Raw genomic sequence first — 16,536 nt, 5'->3', positions numbered from 1 at the left:
GCAATCGAGAATGATTCTCATTACAGTGGCGACATGCTTGCTGACCACAACCCGCCAAAACCGCCGGCAGCCCCGCCGGCGCTGAGTCAAGGTTTGGGCCAGGCCCGCCGCATCGACAGCGCCGCGCTGCTCGGCCCGCAGGGCGAGGTCTTCATCGTCCATCAGCAGCAGGTCTACCGCCTGCGCGTCACCTCGCTCGGCAAGCTGATCCTGACCAAGTAAACCCCTTCATCCCCGTTCGATACCCCCGCGCCAGCCAGCCGCTGCCAGCCCGCGCCTCCCACCGGAGCCCCCGTGCTGAAGACCGCTGTCGCGCTGGCCGCCGCCTGCGCCTGTGCCTGCCTTGCCACCGCATCGCAAGCCCAGACCGAACCTGACGCAGCCACCGAGCTGCCCGAACTGACCAACACCGCCGCCCGCGGCGACCGCCGCGTGGACGAGGTGCCCGCCACGGTCAGCGTGTTCAAGCCCGCGCCAGGCGCCCGCGACCTGCGCGAGCTGCTGCGCAACGAGGTCGACCTCGCCGTGCGCGCGCCCACCCCGCGCTTCAGCCTGGCCGCCAGCTCGACGGGCCGCGCCGGCAACGAGGGCCTCAATATCCGTGGCCTGGAGGGCAATCAGGTGCTGATGCTGGTGGACGGCATCCGCATGCCGCAGGCCTTCAGCTTCGGTCCCTTCGCCACGGGCCGCGTAGGCCTGCTGAACCTGGAGGGCGCCCAGCAGCTCGAAGTGCTGCGCGGCCCCGCGTCCACGCAGTTCGGCAGCGACGGCCTGGCCGGCGCGCTGGCCCTGCGCACGCTGCGCGCCAGCGACCTGCTCAAGCCCGGCCAGGACGTGGCGGTGCGCGCCCAGGCCTCGGCCTACACGGGCGACGGCGGCGCGGGCCTCAACCTCGCCGGCGCCTGGCGAGAGGGCGCCTGGGACTGGCTGCTGCAAGCCGCCACGCGCCGCTCGCACGAGCTGGACAACAAGGGCAGCATCGGCGGCGATGGCGCCACGCGCACCGAGCCCGACCCGCTGGACCGCGAGCGCCACACGCTGCTCGGCAAGGCGGGCCTGGCGCTCAGCGCCCAGCAGCGCCTGGAGCTGACGCTGGAAGGCGTGAAGCAGCGCGACCGCTACAACGTGCTGTCCGCCCGCACCGCCACCACAGTGGACCTGCGCGCCGACGACGACAGCCGCCGCTGGCGCTCGTCGCTGGGCTGGACGCTGGACGACCCCAACGCCGAGTGGCTGCAGCAGGCCAGCGTGCAGCTCTACCGCCAGGACTCGCGCGTTTGGCAGACCGCCTTCGAGGACCGCACCAGCACCGACCGCGCGCGCGACAACCGTTACGACGAAACGCTGACCGGCGTGTCCGCGCAAGGCCAGATCGGCTGGGGCGCGCAGCGCGTGACGGTGGGCCTGGACGCCAGCCGCAACACCGTGGCCGGCCTGCGCGATGGCGTCACGCCGTCCGCCGGCGACCCGCTGCCGGCCAAGCCCTTCCCCGACACCGACTACCGCCTCGTCGGCGCCTTCGTGCAGGGCGAGTTCACGACCGGCGACTGGCAGCTGGTGCCCGCGCTGCGCTACGAGCACTTCTCGCTCGAGCCTTCGGCCAGTGGCTACAGCGCGCCCATCGTCAACCTCAGCGACAGCGCCGTGACGCCGCGCCTGGGCGTGCTGTGGAAGGCCGCGCCGGGCCTCACGCCCTATGCGCAGTGGGCCCGGGGCTTCAAGGCGCCGACGCCCTCGCAGGTGAACAACGGCTTCTCCAACCCGGTGCAGAACTACGAGACCATCGGCAACCCCGACCTGAAGGCCGAGCGCGCCGACAGCTTCGAGCTGGGCCTGCGTGGTTCTTTCAGCGGTTGGCGCTGGCAGCTCGCCGCCTTCGACAACCGCTACGACGACTTCATCAGCCAGGAGGTCGTCTCCGGCGGCGCGCCCGGCAGCAAGATCGTCTTCCAGTCCATCAACCTCGACGGCGCACGCATCCGTGGCGTCGAGGCCAAGCTGAACGGCCAGTTCGACAGGCAGTGGCGCCTGGGCCTGGCCTATGCGCGCACGCATGGCAATGCGGAACGCAACGGCGTCAAGCGGCCGCTGGATACCGTGGAGCCCACCAAGGCCTCGGTCAGCCTGCGCCAGCAGCGCGCGGCCTGGCACTGGGAGGCCACCGTGCTGCACGCGTCGGGCAAGCAGCCCAGTCGCGTCTACGCCACCAACCCGTTCACACCGGCCGGCTACACGGTGCTGGACCTGGCCGCCGGCTGGCAGATCAGCCCCGTGTGGTCGCTGTCGGCGCGCGTCGACAACCTGACCGACCGCAAGTACTGGCGCTGGGCAGACGTGCGCGGCCTGACGACGGCCAGCCCGGCGCTGGACGCCTACACCGCCCCTGGCCGCCAGTTCGGCCTGGTCTTGCAAGCCCAGCTCTGAAGGAGCGTTGATGGATCTCCGCCAAGCCTATGCCGACGCCCGCGCCGCCGGCGCCGCCCGCCACCGCGACATCGCCCAGGCGATCGGCGTCACCGAGGGCATGCTGATCGACGCCCACGTCGGCGCACCGAACGGCGGCCTGCAGGCCCAGCGCCTGCGCCGCGACTTCCCGCGCCTGCTGTCCGAGCTGAGCCGTGCGGGCGAGCTGATGGCGCTGACGCGCAACCCGCATTGCGTGCACGAGCGCACCGGCGTCTACGAGCACCTGAGCGCCCAGGGCGAGCCCGGCCGCGAGATGGGCATGGCGCTGGGCGACGAGATCGACCTGCGCCTGTTCTACAGCCACTGGGCCCATGGCTACGCAGTGCGCGAGGGTGAGCAGCAAAGCCTGCAGTTCTTCGACGCACGCGGCGTGGCCGTGCACAAGGTCTTCACGCGGCCGGCGACGCAGTTCGCGGCCTGGCAGGCGCTGCGCGTGCGCTGGGCGGACGTCGATGCGCCCGCGCCGCAGTGGCTGCCCGAGCCTGCGGCCGTCGCCGTGGAGCCGGCTGTCATCGACGCGGGAGCCTTCCGCGCGGGCTGGGCCGCGCTGCGCGACACGCACGAGTTCTTCGGCCTGCTGCGCAAGCATGGCCTGCGCCGCATCAGCGCGATGCAGCTTGCGGCGCCCGGGTTCGCGCAGCCGGTGGACCTGCATGCCGCGCGCGTCGTGCTGCAGAGCGCGGCCGCCAATGGCACGCCCATCATGGTCTTCGTCGGCAACCCCGGCGTCATCCAGATCCACGGCGGCCCCATCCAGCGCGTGGCCGTGATGGGCCCTTGGCTCAACGTGCTGGACCCGCGCTTCAACCTGCATCTGCGCGAAGACGCCATCCACCAGGCCTGGGCCGTGCGCAAGCCCACCGTGGATGGCCTCGTCAGCTCGCTGGAGCTGTACGCGCAGGACGGCGAGCTGATCGCGCAGTTCTTCGGTCAGCGCAAGCCTGGCCAGCCCGAGCGCTGCGCCTGGCGCGAGCTGCTGGACGCGCAGGTGGACGACCCCGCCTGGCAGGAAGCGACCGCGGGGTGCGCCGCATGAAGCGCCGCGATTGCCTGGCGCTGGCGTGGCTGCCCGCGCTGGCGCAGGCCCAGGGCCGGCCGCGCATCGTCAGCGTCGGCGGCGCCGTTACCGAGACCATCTTTGCACTGGGTGCGCAAGGCCAGCTTGTCGGCGTCGACACGACCTCGCTGTTTCCCGCCGATGCGACCCGGCTGCCCCAGGTCGGCTATGCGCGCACGCTGTCCGCCGAAGGCGTGCTGGCCCTCGCGCCGCAGCTGCTGCTGGCCAGCGGCGAGGCCGGCCCGCCCACCGTGCTGGCCCAGCTGCAACGCGCCGGCGTGCGTGTGGAGGTGCTGGACGACCACCACCGCTTCGACGGCGTGCTGGCCCGCACCCGGCGCGTTGGCGCGCTGTGCGGCCGCGAAGCTGAAGCCGCGCAGCTCGTCGCCAGGCTGCAGCAGGACTGGGCCGCCCGGCCCCCGCCGCCTGCCGCGCCCTTGCCGCGCGTGCTGTTCGTGCTGGCCCATGCCGGCGGCCAGCTGCGCGTGGCGGGCGAGGGCACGGGCGCCGACGCGATGCTGGCGCTGGCCGGTGCGCGCAATGCCTTTGCCGGCGTGCAGGGCTACAAGCCGCTGACGGCCGAAGCCGCGCTGCAGGCGGCGCCCGACGTCATCCTCTGCACCGACCAGGGCCTGGTGGCGCAGGGCGGCGCCGATGGCCTGCTGACGGCACCGGGTCTGGCGCTGACACCCGCCGGCCGTGCGCGCCGCGTGGTGGGCATGGAGGCTTTGCTGCTGCTGGGTTTCGGTCCGCGCCTGCCGCAGGCCGTGGCGGAACTGACGAGCAAGCTGCATGGACGCACGGCTTGATCGGGCAGTGTTGCGCTGGCCCGCGCTGCCGGGCTGGCCAATCGCATTCGCGCTGCTGGCCGCGGCCATCGTCGTCGCGGCCAACAGCGGCGCGCTGAAGCTGGGCTGGGCCGACTGGCGGGCGCTGCTCAACGGGGAGGACGGGCAGGGCGCGATGGTGCTGGCGCAGCTGCGGCTGCCGCGTGTGGCGTTTGCCGTCGTCGTGGGCGCGGCGCTGGGCCTGGCCGGCGCGCTGTCTCAGGGCGTGTTCCGCAACCCGCTGGCCGAGCCCACGCTGCTGGGCATCCCTGGCGGCGCGATCTGCGCCGTCGCGCTGATGCTGACCGTGCTGTCCGCCTGGGCCGGTGGCCTGCCGGCGGCGTGGCGGCCGTTCGCGGTGCCGGTGGCGGCGCTGGCGGGCGCCTGGGTCATGTGCGGCCTGCTACAAGGCCTGGCGCGGCTGCTGGTGCCCGGCGCCGTGGCCGGGCTGCTGCTGGCGGGGCTGGCACTCAATGCGCTGGCGATGGCCGTCGTCGGGCTGTGTACCTATCTCGCGACCGACGAGCAGCTGCGCAACCTGACCTTCTGGCAGCTCGGCTCGCTGGCGCTGGCCACCTGGCCCATCGTCGCGGTGCTGGGCGCGGCGGTGGTGGGCGTGCTGGCCCTGTCGCGCCGCTGGGGTCAGGCGCTGAACGCGCTGGCGCTGGGCGAAGCGGTGGCGGCGCAGGTTGGCGTGCCCGTCGTGCGCATGCGGCGCGTGCTGGTGCTGACGCTGGCGCTGCTCAGCGGCCTGGCCGTGGCCTGGTGCGGGCTCATCGGCTTCATCGGCCTGCTGGCACCGCATGCGGCGCGCGGCCTGGTGGGGGCCGATGCGCGCCGCGTGCTGCCCGCCGCCGCATGGTTCGGCGCGGTGCTGCTGCTGCTGGCAGACACGGCCGCGCGCACCGTCGTCGTGCCGGCCGAGCTGCCGGTCGGCATCCTGACCGCGCTGCTCGGCGCGCCGGTGCTGTTCGTGCTGCTGAAGCGGGCACAGCGAGAAGTGGGAGGCGGCTGGTGACGCACCACATGCTGCTGCTCGACGACGCGACGCTGCTCCGCCACGGCCAGCGCTTCGGCCCCTTCGCGCTGCGCGTGGACCCCGGCGAGCGGGTCGCGCTGCTGGGCCCCAGCGGCGCGGGCAAGTCGACGCTGCTGCGGCTGATGTCCGGCGATCTTGCGCCCACGCAAGGCCGCGCGCTGCTGGACGGGCAGGCTATCGCGGCCATGGACCCGCGCCAGCGCGCCCGGCGCCGCGCCGTGCTGCCGCAGTCGCACCAGATCGCCTTCGGGCTGCCGGTGGAACTCGTCGTCGGCCTGGGCCGTTGGTCAGGGTCTGCCGGTGCCGATGACACCCGCTGGGTGCGCCAGGCGCTGGCCTGGGCCAGTGCCGGCCATCTGCAGGGCCGGCGCTACGACCAGCTCTCGGGCGGCGAGCAGGCGCGCGTGCAACTGGCCCGCGTGCTGGCGCAACTGGCCGATGTCGAACACGGCCTGCTGCTGGTGGACGAACCGCTCGCGTCGCTGGACCCCGGCCTGCAGCTGGAGCTGCTGGACACGCTGTCCACCTTCTGCCGCGAGCGCGGCCATGCGCTGGTGGCCGTGCTGCACGACATCCAGCAGGCGCTGAACGGCTTCGAGCGCCTGGTGCTGGTGTGCCGAGGCCAGGTGCAGGCCGACGTGCCGGCCGGCGCCGCCGCGCTGCCGGCCCTGGAGGCCTTGTTCGGCCTGCGCCTGCAGGCGTTGCCGGCGCAGGGCGGCGGCTGGGCGCTGTCGGCCAGGCGGCTGGAGGCCGCGGCGTGAGAGCGCTGCCTTTGCTGGCTGTGGCGGCGTTGCATGGCGCAGCACTGCTCGCGCTGTGGCCGGGCCAGCAGCGCGTGAGCCCAGCCGGCGCGCGGCGCGAACTGGCCGTGAGGCTCCTGCCTGCCGCCGCCGCACCCGCCAGGCCCGCGCCCCGCGCCGCGCCGCCGGCGCTGAGCCTGCCAGCCGTCGCGGCCATCGCGCCCCCCAGCTTCGACGTGCTGGCCGATGCCCGCCCCACGCCGCCTGCCGTGGTTGCGCCGTCCGCCGCCGCGCCGATGCAAGCGGCCCATGCCGCGCCGCCCGCACCGCGCGACGAACCACCCACCGCCGAACCCACGCTGCAATCGGCCCGCCGCGCCGCCTGCGCGCCCGCGCCGCACCCGCTGGCGCTGCGCGAACGCGGCATCGAAGGCGTCGTGCGCCTGCGCGTCTGGGTCGACGAGCTGGGCCGCGCGGGCCAGGTGCTGCTGGCGGCCAGCAGCGGCTGGCGCCTGTTTGACGACGCGGCTGTGGCGCAAGCCCGCCGCTGCCCCTTCCAGCCGGCGTTGCGGGGCGTGCAGCCCGTCGGCAGCTGGGTGGAGTTCCCCGTCCGCTTCGCCCTGGAGACCTCATCAAATGGCTGAAAGCTGTTGCGCCGCCCACGCGGCCCTGCCCCCCACCACCGGCTCGCGCCGCCGCCGCGTGTGGGAGCTGGGCAGCCACGCACATTGCCCGGTCGTGGGCGTCTGCCTGCCGCTGGAGCGCGTGCGCGTGCTGGCGAAGAAGCTGCTCGTGCTGCAGGGCGACGAGGACGACTACACGCTGCACTGCAGCCTGGTCACCGCCGCCGCGCGCCGCAACGCCGTGGCCGAGGCCGTGCAGAAGGACCTGGAGCAGCGCTTTGCGCTGGACGTGCGCGCCGCCGCGCAGGCCAAGTGCCGCGACACGCTGATGACCTGGTGGCGCAACCGCGCCGCCCAGGGCGAGATTGCCGGCGCGCTGTGGGCGACGCTGACGCATGCGCGCTGCGATGACTGGCTGGAGATGCGCGTGCTGGGCCAGGTGCACATGCTGCAGCACCAGGTCGGCGCCGCGCAGCGCGTGGACTTGGCTGCCCACCGTGAGCTGGCCACCGAGCACCAGGCGCTGGCGCGCGACTACGCCCAGGTGCAGCAGCGCGTCACCGCCTGGAGCCTGGAGCGAGCCCGCGAGCAGCAGGCGTGGGAGCAGGAGCGCATGCAGGCCCGTGCCGTGCAGATCGGCCTGCAGACCCAGCTCGCGCAGGCGCAGGAGCTGCTGGCGCACTGGCAGGCCGCGCGGCCCGACCTGCCCGAGCGCGAGCAGTTGCGCGAACGCCTGATGGAGCAGCTGGAGCGCAACCAGGCGCTGCAACGCGAGATCACCCGCTTGGCGTCGCGCACGCCGCCGCTGGCCGAGGCGGTGCCGGCCCTGCCTGCGGCCAGCGAGGCGCCGCCCGCGCCGGTGCTGCTGGAGCACCGCGTCGTGCTGTGCGTGGGCGGCCGCGGCGGCAGCGTGCCGCATTACCGCCAGGCGGTGGAGGGCTGCGGCGCACAGTTCCTGCACCACGACGGCGGCAGCGAACACAAGCCGGCGCAGCTGGAGCCCCAGCTCGCCGCGGCCGACCTCGTCATCTGCCAGACCGGCTGCATCAGCCACGACGCCTACTGGCGCGTGAAGGACCACTGCAAGCGCCACCACAAGCGCTGTGTGTTCGTCGACACACCCAGCCGCAGCGCCTTCGAACGTGCGCTGGCCCAGGCCGCTGCCGACGAAGGGCTCGAAGCGCAGGCCTGAGGGGAAGCCCGCAGCAAGGCGGCCACCTGGCGGGCGCAAACTGCAAGCGTTTGCAGCCGGAGACCGTTATGCCCCCCGTCGCCTCGCCCCACCAGCTCGCGCGCCGCGCCATCGCCCTCGTCCTGGCTGGCGGCCGCGGCTCCCGGCTCAAGCAGCTGACTGACACGCGCGCCAAACCGGCCGTCTACTTCGGCGGCAAGTTCCGCATCATCGACTTCGCGCTCAGCAACTGCGTCAACAGCGGCATCCGCCGCATCGGTGTCGTCACGCAGTACAAGAGCCATTCGCTGCTGCGCCACATCCAGCGCGGCTGGAGCTTCCTGCGCGCCGAGCTGAACGAGACGGTGGACCTGATGCCGGCCCAGCAGCGCACCGACGACGAGAGCTGGTACCGCGGCACGGCGGACGCGGTGTTCCAGAACCTGGACATCGTGCAGAGCACCGGCGCCGACTACATCGTCGTGCTGGCCGGCGACCACATCTACAAGATGGACTACTCCAGCATGCTGGTGGATCACGTCGCCAGCGGCGCGGGCTGCACGGTCGGCTGCATCGAGGTGCCCAGGGCCGAGGCCAGCGCGTTCGGCGTGATGGCCGTGGACGGCGAGCGCCACATCACGTCCTTCCAGGAGAAGCCCGCCGACCCGCCCTGCATGCCCGGCCGCGACGGCGTGTGCCTGGCCAGCATGGGCATCTACGTCTTCAACGCCGACTACCTCTACCGCCTGCTCGCCGAGGACCTGGCCGACCCCAATTCCAGCCACGACTTCGGCAAGGACGTCATCCCCAAGGTTGTCTCCGAAGACCGCGCCGTGGCCCATCCCTTCGGCATGAGCTGCATCATGAACCCCAATGGCGCGACGCCTTACTGGCGCGACGTCGGCACGCTGGACGCCTTCTGGGCCGCCAACCTGGACCTGGCCTCCATCAGCCCCGAGCTGGACATCTACGACACCGACTGGCCGATCTGGACCTACCAGCGCCAGCTGCCGCCGGCCAAGTTCATCCCCGACCACAACGGCATGCACGGCATGACGGTCAACACCATCGTCAGCGCGGGCTGCATCGTGTCGGGCTCGCACGTCGTGCAGTCGGTGCTGTTCAACAACGTGCGCATCCGCTCCTTCTGCAACATCCACCAGAGCGTGCTGCTGCCCGGCGTCAGCATCGGCCGGCACTGCCGGCTGACCAAAACCATCATCGACCGCGCCTGCGACATCCCCGACGGCCTGGTCGTCGGCGAGGACCCGGTGCTGGACGCCGCCCGCTTCGAGCGCACCGACAACGGCGTCGTGCTGATCACGCGGCAGATGCTCGCGCGCCTGTGACGCGCGTCCTGCAGGTCAGCGCGGAGCTGTTCCCGCTGCTGAAGACCGGTGGCCTGGCCGATGTGGCCGGCGCGCTGCCCGCCGCGCTGGCCGCGGCCGGCGCCGAGCCGCGGCTGCTGGTGCCGGGCTTCCCGGCCATCCGCGACGCCCTGGTGCAGGAATGCGCCGTCGCGCCCGTCGCGCTGCCTTGGAGCGAGGGCAGGGCGGCGTTGCTGCGTGGGCGCCTGCCGGGCTTCGATGTGCCCGCCTACGTGCTGGACGCCCCCGGCCTGTTCGACCGCCCCGGCAACCCCTATGCCGACGCTGCCGGCGTGGCCTATGCCGACAACCACCGCCGCTTCGCGTTGTTGGGCCTGGCTGCCGCGCGGCTGGCCGAAGGCGTGGACGGCGCGTGGCGGCCCGACATCGTGCACGCCCACGACTGGCATGCCGGCCTGGCCTGCGCGCACGTGGCCGCCAGCCGCTCGCGTCGCCGCACCGAGGCCAAGACGGTTTTCACCGTGCACAACCTGGCCTACCAGGGGCTGTTCCCGGCCGACCATTTCAGCGACCTGGGCCTGCCGCCGCAGCATTACGCCGTCGAGGGCCTGGAGTTCTACGGCCAGGTCAGCTTCATGAAGGCCGGCCTGCACTTCGCCGACGCGATCACCACCGTCAGCGCCAGCTACGCCCGCGAGATCCAGACCGCCGTGCAGGGCTGCGGGCTGGACGGGTTGCTGCGCCATCGCGCGGGTGTGCTGCACGGCATCCTGAACGGCGTGGACTACGACGTCTGGTCGCCTGACCATGACGATGCCATCGCGGCCCGCTACGACGCCGACGATTCGACCGGTAAAGCCGCCTGCAAGGCCGCGCTGCAACGCGAATGCGGCCTCGCCGTGAAGCCGGACGCGCCGCTGTTCGGCATCGTCAGCCGCCTGACCGAGCAGAAGGGCCTGCCGCTGGTGCTGGAGGCGTTGGACGACCTGATCGATGCGGGGGGGCAGCTTGTGGTCCTGGGCGCCGGTGATGCCCGGCTGGAGGCGGCGTTCGCCGACGCGGCCAGAAAGCACCCCGGCCAGATCGCCCGCCGCACCGGCATGGACGAGGGCCTGGCGCACCGCATCTATGCGGGCAGCGACGTGGTGCTGGTGCCCAGCCGCTTCGAGCCCTGCGGCCTGACGCAGCTCTACGGCCTCAGCTACGGCGCGCTGCCGCTGGTCCACCGCGTCGGCGGCCTGGCCGACACCATCGTCGACACGACGCTGGAAGACCTCGCCGCCGGCACCGCCACCGGTTTTGTCTTCGACGCCTTCACGGCCGACGCCTACCGCCGCGCACTGCGCCGCGCGTTCGCGCTGTGGAGCCGGCAGGAGTACTGGGGCCGCGTGCGCATGGCGGCGATGCGCCAGCGCTTTGGCTGGGACGCCGCGGCGCAGCGCTATGTCGAGATCTACAAGGAGCTAGATCGCTAGCCCGATGACCCCGGCGCCGATCAGCGCCGCGCCGGCCAGCCGCCAGCCGCGCTCGCCTTCGCCCAGCAACTGCCCGCCCAGCAGCGCCGCGAACAGCATGGACACCTCGCGCGCCGGCGCCACGCGCGACAGCGGCGCCTCGCGCATGGCCAGCAGCACGAGGATGTAGGCCAGCGGCCCCAGGCCCGCGACGGCGAGCACGCCTTTCCAGCTGCGCCTGAGTTCCGGCCAGAAGCTGTGGGCCTGGCGCAGCGCGACGGGCAGCTGCAGCGGCACGCGCATCACGTTGCCGAAGTAGTCCAGCATCAGCGGCGACACGGCCAGCACCTTGACCGAGTAGCCGTCCAGCACCGTGTAGCCGGCGATCAGCGTGCCGGTCGCCGCACCCCACCAGACACCGTGGCGGCGGCGCCTGGCGGCTTCGGCGTCGTGCGCCACGCCGCGGCCGATGAGGCGCGGCCCCATCGTGATGAGCAGGATGCCGCCCACGACGCCCGCCAGGCCCAGCGCGCCATACACGCCCAGGTGCTCGCCCAGCAGCAGCACGGCGGCACAAGCCGACAGCAGCGGCCCGCTGCCGCGCGCCACCGGGTAGACGACGGTCAGGTCGCTGGCCCGGTAGCCGGCGATCAGGCAATTGAAGTAGGCCAGGTGCACGACGGCGCTGGCCGCGACGAAGCCCCAGGCCAGCAGCGACCAGCGGGGCAGCTCGTCCAGCCCCACCCACAGCACGGCCGGCAGCCACAGCACCGTCACGCCCAAGGCGCAGGTGAAAACGAAATGCGGCCCGCCGCCCCATTTCTTGGCGGCCAGGTTCCAGAGCGCGTGGAGGAGGGCGGCGGTGAGGACGAGGGCGAGCGCGTGGGCCGGCATCAGTACATGAGTCGGTCGGGCCGGATGTCGCGCAGTATGGTCGTCGCGATCTCTTCGATGGACTTGTGCGTGGACGACAGCCACGAGATGCCCTCGCGTTTCATCATCGCCTCGGCCTCGTTGACCTCGTAACGGCAGTTCAGCACGTCGGCGTATTTGCTGCCGGGGCGGCGCTCGTTGCGGATGGACGAGAGGCGCTCGGGGTCGATGGTCAGGCCGAAGCACTTGCGCCGGTGCGGCATCAGCGACGGCGGCAGCTTGCGGCGCTCGAAGTCCTCGGGGATCAGCGGGTAGTTGGCCGCCTTGATGCCGTGCTGCATCGCCAGGTACAGCGATGTGGGCGTCTTGCCGGAGCGCGACACGCCCACCAGGATGACGTCGGCCACGTCGAGGTTCTTGCTGCTCTGGCCGTCGTCATGCGCCAGCGAGAAGTTGATGGCCTCGATGCGGTCGTGGTACTCCTGGCTCTCGGCGACGTCCGAGAAGCGGCCCACGCGGTGGTTGCTCTTGATGCCGAACTCGTCTTCCAGCGGCTCGATGAAGGTGCCGAACATGTCCATCACGCGGCCCTGGCAGTGTTCGCGGACGATCTTCAGCACGTCGCGGTCCACCAGCGTCGCAAACACGATGGGTCGCTGCGCCTCGCGCACGGCCACCTCGTTGATCTCGGCGACGACGGCGTGGGCCTTCTCGGCGGAGTCGACGAACGGCCGGCGCACGTGGCGGGGCTTGATGGAGAACTGCGCGAGGATGGAGTTGCCGAAGGTCTCGGCGGTGATGCCGGTGCCGTCAGAGACGAAGTAAACGGTTCTGGCGGTCATGGCGGCGGCTCGTGTAGCTGGGGCCTGGCCATGATAGCCAGCGCTCAAGCGGCGCCCGCGGCCTCGCCCTTCAGCCTGGCGATCAATTCGCGCATGACGGCGCTCTCGGTGGGCGCCAGCAGGCCGGCGCGCAGCATGGACTCGCGCTCCAACTCGCGCAGTCGCCATTCCAGTTCGCCGACGACCGTCATCAGCTCGACCTGCAGCGTCGGGTCGCGCTGCTCCGCCAGGCCGGCGACGAGGGCGTCGGGGTCGTGGGCGTCGAGGCCCGTGCTGGAGAACGCGGTCTGGATGCGCAGGAGGCGCTGCAGCCCGGCTTCGAGCACGGCACGCAAGGCCGGCCGCGCCGCAGCAATGCGTTCCTCGATCCAGGGGCGTGCCTCGCGAAACCGTTCCAGCGTGGAGGCGATGCCGATGACCCGCGGGATCGCGGACTCCAGCGGCATGGGGTCGGCGACGGCAGCGACCTGCGGCAGGCTGGCCTGGGCCGCCATCGCGATGGCCTCGGTCAGCTCGCGGCTGAATTCGCCCGGGATGAGCTTGGTGGCGACGCTGGCGCGTGTCATCGGCGTCATGCTGGTCTCGATCAGGGCCATCAGCCATTCGGCCGCGGCGAGGATCTGGCCCGCCAGCGGCAGCGCGGCGCCCTGGATGCCGCGGGGGTAGCCGAAGCCGTCAAGGCGTTCATGGTGGTGCAGCACCGCGCTGGCCACCTCCTTGCCGGCGCCTGGCATGCCGCGCAGCACGCGCTCACCCACCACCGGGTGCGAGGCCACATGGCGCCATTCCTGCGGGCCGAGTGGCGTACCGGGGCGCATGTACTTCGGGTCGATGTAGAGCTCGCCGACGTCGTGCAGCAAGCCGGCCAGCGCGAGCATGCGGTGTTGCTCGGTCTCGCCCGGCAGCATGCGCCGCGCCAGTGCCAGCGCCAGCATCGCGACGCCGGCGGTGTGCTTGAGGCGGTCGCCCTGGTGATCGGCGTAGACGGTCAGCAGCGACTGCACGGGCGCGCTGAGCTTGAGTGTGGCCAGCGTGGTCGGTGCGCTGGGGTAGAGATCGTGGGCGCAGATCGCCTTCAGCAGAGGATGCTGCTCAAACAGCGCCTCGCCCAGCGGGCCGAAGCTCTCGGGCATGACTCCCTTCGTGACCTGGATGCAGTCCTCCAGCGGCTTCTGCAGCTTGTGCATCAGCAGGCGGTCGCGCACCTTGGCGTTGATCTGCGCGCCCTTGGCGAGCAGCTTGATGCCGTTGTGACTGACGATGTCCTCGCAGGCCTCGACGGGGCGCGACTCGGACGTGCGGATCACGTGATCCAGGTAGTGCGGGTTGACTTCCTCGGGGCTGGGTTCGTCGATGCTCACACTGGCATTGTGCACAGCCGGAACCCAGGGCGGCTTGACTTGCGTCAGGCGGTGGGCATCGGCCTCACGCCACCCCGAAAGAGGGGACATGGCGTCGGGAAGGGACTTATTGCACATCCCGCGGCCGTTACCGGGTGAAACCCAACGCCTAGAATCCGCCGCAATTCCTCGCGATCAGCCCCATGCGCTCCTCCTTCCTCCCAGAAGAATCCAGAAATGGCTGGAGCAGCGCCTGCGTTGAGCCCTGTGGCTCGGCCCCGGGCCAGGACGACGCGACGACACCGGTTTTTCAACCTCCCGGAGTTTCCCCATGTCCACCCTGTTCGAGGCGACCGCCCTGGTCGTACCGTTTGAGAACCTGAGGATGACCGATGTCGAGGCAGTTGGCGGCAAGAACGCCAGCCTCGGCGAAATGATCTCGCAGCTCGCCGCCAGCGGCGTGCGCGTCCCCGGAGGGTTCGCCACCACGGCGCACGCCTTCCGGCAGTTCCTCAGGCACGAGGGGCTGGACGCGCGCATCGCGGCGCGCCTGAGCACGCTCAACACCGATGACGTCCGCGCGCTGGCCGAGGCCGGCGCCGAGATCCGCGGCTGGATCGAGAACCAACCCTTCCCGGCCGACCTGGAAGCCGGCGTGCGCGCTTCCTTCGCGCAACTGACCGCCGACAACCCGGGCGTGAGCTTCGCCGTGCGCTCGTCCGCCACGGCCGAAGACCTGCCCGACGCGTCCTTTGCCGGCCAGCAGGAGACCTTCCTGAACGTCGTCGGCATCGACGACGTGCTGCACAAGATGCGCGAGGTGTTCGCGTCGCTGTACAACGACCGCGCCATCAGCTACCGCGTGCACAAGGGCTTTGCCCACGGCGACGTGGCGCTGTCCGCTGGCGTGCAGCGCATGGTGCGCTCCGACCTGGGCTCGGCCGGCGTCATGTTCACCATCGACACCGAGAGCGGCTTCCAGGAAGTCGTCTTCATCACGTCCAGCTACGGCCTGGGCGAGACAGTGGTGCAGGGCGCCGTGAACCCGGACGAGTTCTACGTCCACAAGCCGGCCCTGAAGGCCGGCAAGCTGGCCATCATCCGCCGCAACCTGGGCTCCAAGCTGCTGCGCATGGAGTTCGCGACGCCTGAAGAGAAGGCCGCCAGCGGCAAGCTGGTGCGCACCGTCGACACCGTGCCCGAGCAGCGCAACCGCTATTCGCTGAACGACGCCGAGGTGACCGAGCTGGCCCAGTACGCGCTGATCATCGAGCAGCATTACGGCCGCGCGATGGACATCGAGTGGGGCCGAGACGGCGTCGACGGCAAGATCTACATCCTGCAGGCCCGCCCGGAGACGGTGAAGAGCCAGTCCGCCGGCCAGGTCGAGCACCACTACAAGCTCAAGGCCCACAGCGCCGTGCTGGCCGAGGGCCGCGCCATCGGCCAGAAGATCGGCACCGGCCCGGTCCGCCTGGTCGACAGCGTCGCCGAGATGGAGCGCGTGCAGCCGGGCGACGTGCTCGTCACCGACATGACCGACCCGAACTGGGAGCCGGTCATGAAGCGCGCCAGCGCCATCGTCACCAATCGCGGCGGCCGCACCTGCCACGCGGCCATCATTGCGCGCGAGCTGGGCATCCCGGCCGTCGTCGGCTGCGGTGATGCGACCGAGAAGCTCAAGGACGGTCAACTGGTCACGGTGGCCTGCTCTGAAGGCGACACCGGCTTCATCTATGACGGCCTGCTGGAGACCGAGATCAGCGAGGTGCACCGCGGTGAGCTGCCGTATTGCCCCATCAAGATCATGATGAACGTCGGCAACCCGCAACTGGCGTTCAACTTCGCGCAGATGCCCTCCGGCGGCGTGGGCCTGGCCCGCCTTGAGTTCATCATCAACAACAACATCGGCGTCCACCCCAAGGCCATCCTGGACTATCCGAACATCGACGCCGACCTGAAGAAGGCCGTCGAGTCGGTGGCCCGCGGCCACGCATCGCCGCGCGCCTTCTACGTGGACAAGCTGGCCGAAGGCATCGCGACGATTGCCGCCGCCTTCTTCCCGCGCCCGGTCATCGTTCGTCTGTCGGACTTCAAGAGCAACGAGTACCGCAAGCTCATCGGCGGCAGCCGCTACGAGCCGGATGAAGAGAACCCCATGCTGGGCTTCCGCGGTGCGTCGCGCTACATCAGCGGCGAGTTCCAGGACGCGTTCGCGATGGAATGCGAGGCCTTGAAGCGCGTGCGCAAGGACATGGGCCTGACCAACATCGAGATCATGGTGCCCTTCGTGCGCACCGTGAAGCAGGCCTCGCGCGTCGTCGACATGCTGGCGGAGCGCGGCTTGAAGCGTGGTGTGGACGGCCTGCGCATCATCATGATGTGCGAGGTGCCGAGCAACGCCATCCTGGCCGAGCAGTTCCTGGAGCACTTCGACGGCATGTCCATCGGCTCCAACGACCTGACGCAGCTGACGCTGGGCCTGGACCGCGACTCCGGCCTGGAGCAGTTGGCCGGCGACTTCGATGAGCGTGACCCGGCCGTCAAGGCCATGATCTCGCGCGCCATCCGCGCCTGCCGCGCCACTGGCAAGTACATCGGCATCTGCGGTCAGGGCCCCAGCGACCACCCGGACTTCGCCGACTGGCTGGCCGAGGAAGGCATCGTGTCCATCTCGCTGAACCCCGACACGGTCATCGAGACCTGGCAGCGCCTGGCTGCCAAGTAAGGCGCCAAGCCAATCTTCGCGATTGACGACCAGCCCGGGTTCTCCGTA

General features: G+C 71.3%; 14 protein-coding genes. 11 read left to right on the top strand and 3 right to left on the bottom strand.

Features of this window, described 5'->3' with window-relative positions; all coding sequences use genetic code 11:
• Positions 1–33: 33 nt before the first annotated feature.
• From hemP to glgA, 10 genes are all read left to right on the top strand, one after another.
• On the top strand, positions 34–222 hold the full coding sequence (hemP, locus tag AC1D29_RS01925) for a hemin uptake protein HemP (RefSeq protein WP_477894202.1): 189 nt from the start codon (positions 34–36) through the stop codon (positions 220–222).
• A 72-nt stretch (positions 223–294) separates the two neighbouring features.
• On the top strand, positions 295–2,424 hold the full coding sequence (locus AC1D29_RS01920) for a TonB-dependent receptor domain-containing protein (RefSeq protein ID WP_477894201.1): 2,130 nt from the start codon (positions 295–297) through the stop codon (positions 2,422–2,424).
• Positions 2,425–2,434: 10 nt separating this feature from the next.
• Entirely contained in the window at positions 2,435–3,502 is a 1,068-nt protein-coding gene (locus AC1D29_RS01915; protein WP_477894200.1) for a hemin-degrading factor, read from the top strand.
• Positions 3,499–4,332 carry a heme/hemin ABC transporter substrate-binding protein gene (locus AC1D29_RS01910; protein ID WP_477894199.1) on the top strand — a complete coding sequence of 278 codons (834 nt, stop codon included), beginning with the start codon at positions 3,499–3,501 and terminating at the stop codon, positions 4,330–4,332. Before AC1D29_RS01915 ends, AC1D29_RS01910 begins: the two co-directional genes overlap by 4 nt.
• Positions 4,316–5,368 (top strand): FecCD family ABC transporter permease, encoded by a 1,053-nt coding sequence (locus AC1D29_RS01905; protein WP_477894198.1) that lies wholly within the window; start codon positions 4,316–4,318, stop codon positions 5,366–5,368. The genes AC1D29_RS01910 and AC1D29_RS01905 overlap by 17 nt, the downstream gene beginning before the upstream one ends.
• Positions 5,365–6,150, top strand: a complete 786-nt coding sequence (locus AC1D29_RS01900; protein WP_477894197.1) for an ABC transporter ATP-binding protein — start codon at positions 5,365–5,367, stop codon at positions 6,148–6,150. Before AC1D29_RS01905 ends, AC1D29_RS01900 begins: the two co-directional genes overlap by 4 nt.
• On the top strand, positions 6,147–6,773 hold the full coding sequence (locus tag AC1D29_RS01895) for an energy transducer TonB (protein WP_477894196.1): 627 nt from the start codon (positions 6,147–6,149) through the stop codon (positions 6,771–6,773). The genes AC1D29_RS01900 and AC1D29_RS01895 overlap by 4 nt, the downstream gene beginning before the upstream one ends.
• A complete protein-coding gene (locus tag AC1D29_RS01890; RefSeq protein ID WP_477894195.1) occupies positions 6,766–7,944 on the top strand; it encodes a DUF2325 domain-containing protein in 1,179 nt (392 codons plus the stop codon). The genes AC1D29_RS01895 and AC1D29_RS01890 overlap by 8 nt, the downstream gene beginning before the upstream one ends.
• A 68-nt stretch (positions 7,945–8,012) precedes the next feature.
• Positions 8,013–9,272 (top strand): glucose-1-phosphate adenylyltransferase, encoded by a 1,260-nt coding sequence (gene glgC, locus AC1D29_RS01885; protein ID WP_477894194.1) that lies wholly within the window; start codon positions 8,013–8,015, stop codon positions 9,270–9,272.
• On the top strand, positions 9,269–10,726 hold the full coding sequence (glgA, locus tag AC1D29_RS01880; RefSeq protein ID WP_477894193.1) for a glycogen synthase GlgA: 1,458 nt from the start codon (positions 9,269–9,271) through the stop codon (positions 10,724–10,726). The genes glgC and glgA overlap by 4 nt, the downstream gene beginning before the upstream one ends.
• On the opposite strand, the gene AC1D29_RS01875 is transcribed toward glgA, so the two are convergent.
• The 3 genes from AC1D29_RS01875 to AC1D29_RS01865 are packed head-to-tail and all read right to left on the bottom strand — an operon-like array spanning position 10,715 to position 13,781.
• On the bottom strand, positions 10,715–11,599 hold the full coding sequence (locus tag AC1D29_RS01875) for an EamA family transporter (RefSeq protein ID WP_477894192.1): 885 nt from the start codon (positions 11,597–11,599) through the stop codon (positions 10,715–10,717). The genes glgA and AC1D29_RS01875 overlap by 12 nt on opposite strands.
• A complete protein-coding gene (gene ppsR, locus AC1D29_RS01870; RefSeq protein WP_477894191.1) occupies positions 11,599–12,420 on the bottom strand; it encodes a posphoenolpyruvate synthetase regulatory kinase/phosphorylase PpsR in 822 nt (273 codons plus the stop codon). The genes AC1D29_RS01875 and ppsR overlap by 1 nt, the downstream gene beginning before the upstream one ends.
• A gap of 44 nt (positions 12,421–12,464) precedes the next feature.
• Positions 12,465–13,781 carry an HD-GYP domain-containing protein gene (locus AC1D29_RS01865; RefSeq protein WP_477894190.1) on the bottom strand — a complete coding sequence of 439 codons (1,317 nt, stop codon included), beginning with the start codon at positions 13,779–13,781 and terminating at the stop codon, positions 12,465–12,467.
• Positions 13,782–14,091: 310 nt separating this feature from the next.
• Here AC1D29_RS01865 and ppsA point away from each other — a divergent pair, with 310 nt between their 5' ends.
• Positions 14,092–16,488: a phosphoenolpyruvate synthase gene (gene ppsA, locus AC1D29_RS01860; RefSeq protein WP_477894189.1), complete on the top strand. Its 2,397-nt coding sequence runs from the start codon at positions 14,092–14,094 to the stop codon at positions 16,486–16,488.
• Positions 16,489–16,536 lie beyond the last annotated feature (48 nt).

Source organism: Roseateles sp. P1_C6, assembly GCF_056406315.1.
This window is presented reverse-complemented; position numbering and strand designations above follow the sequence as displayed.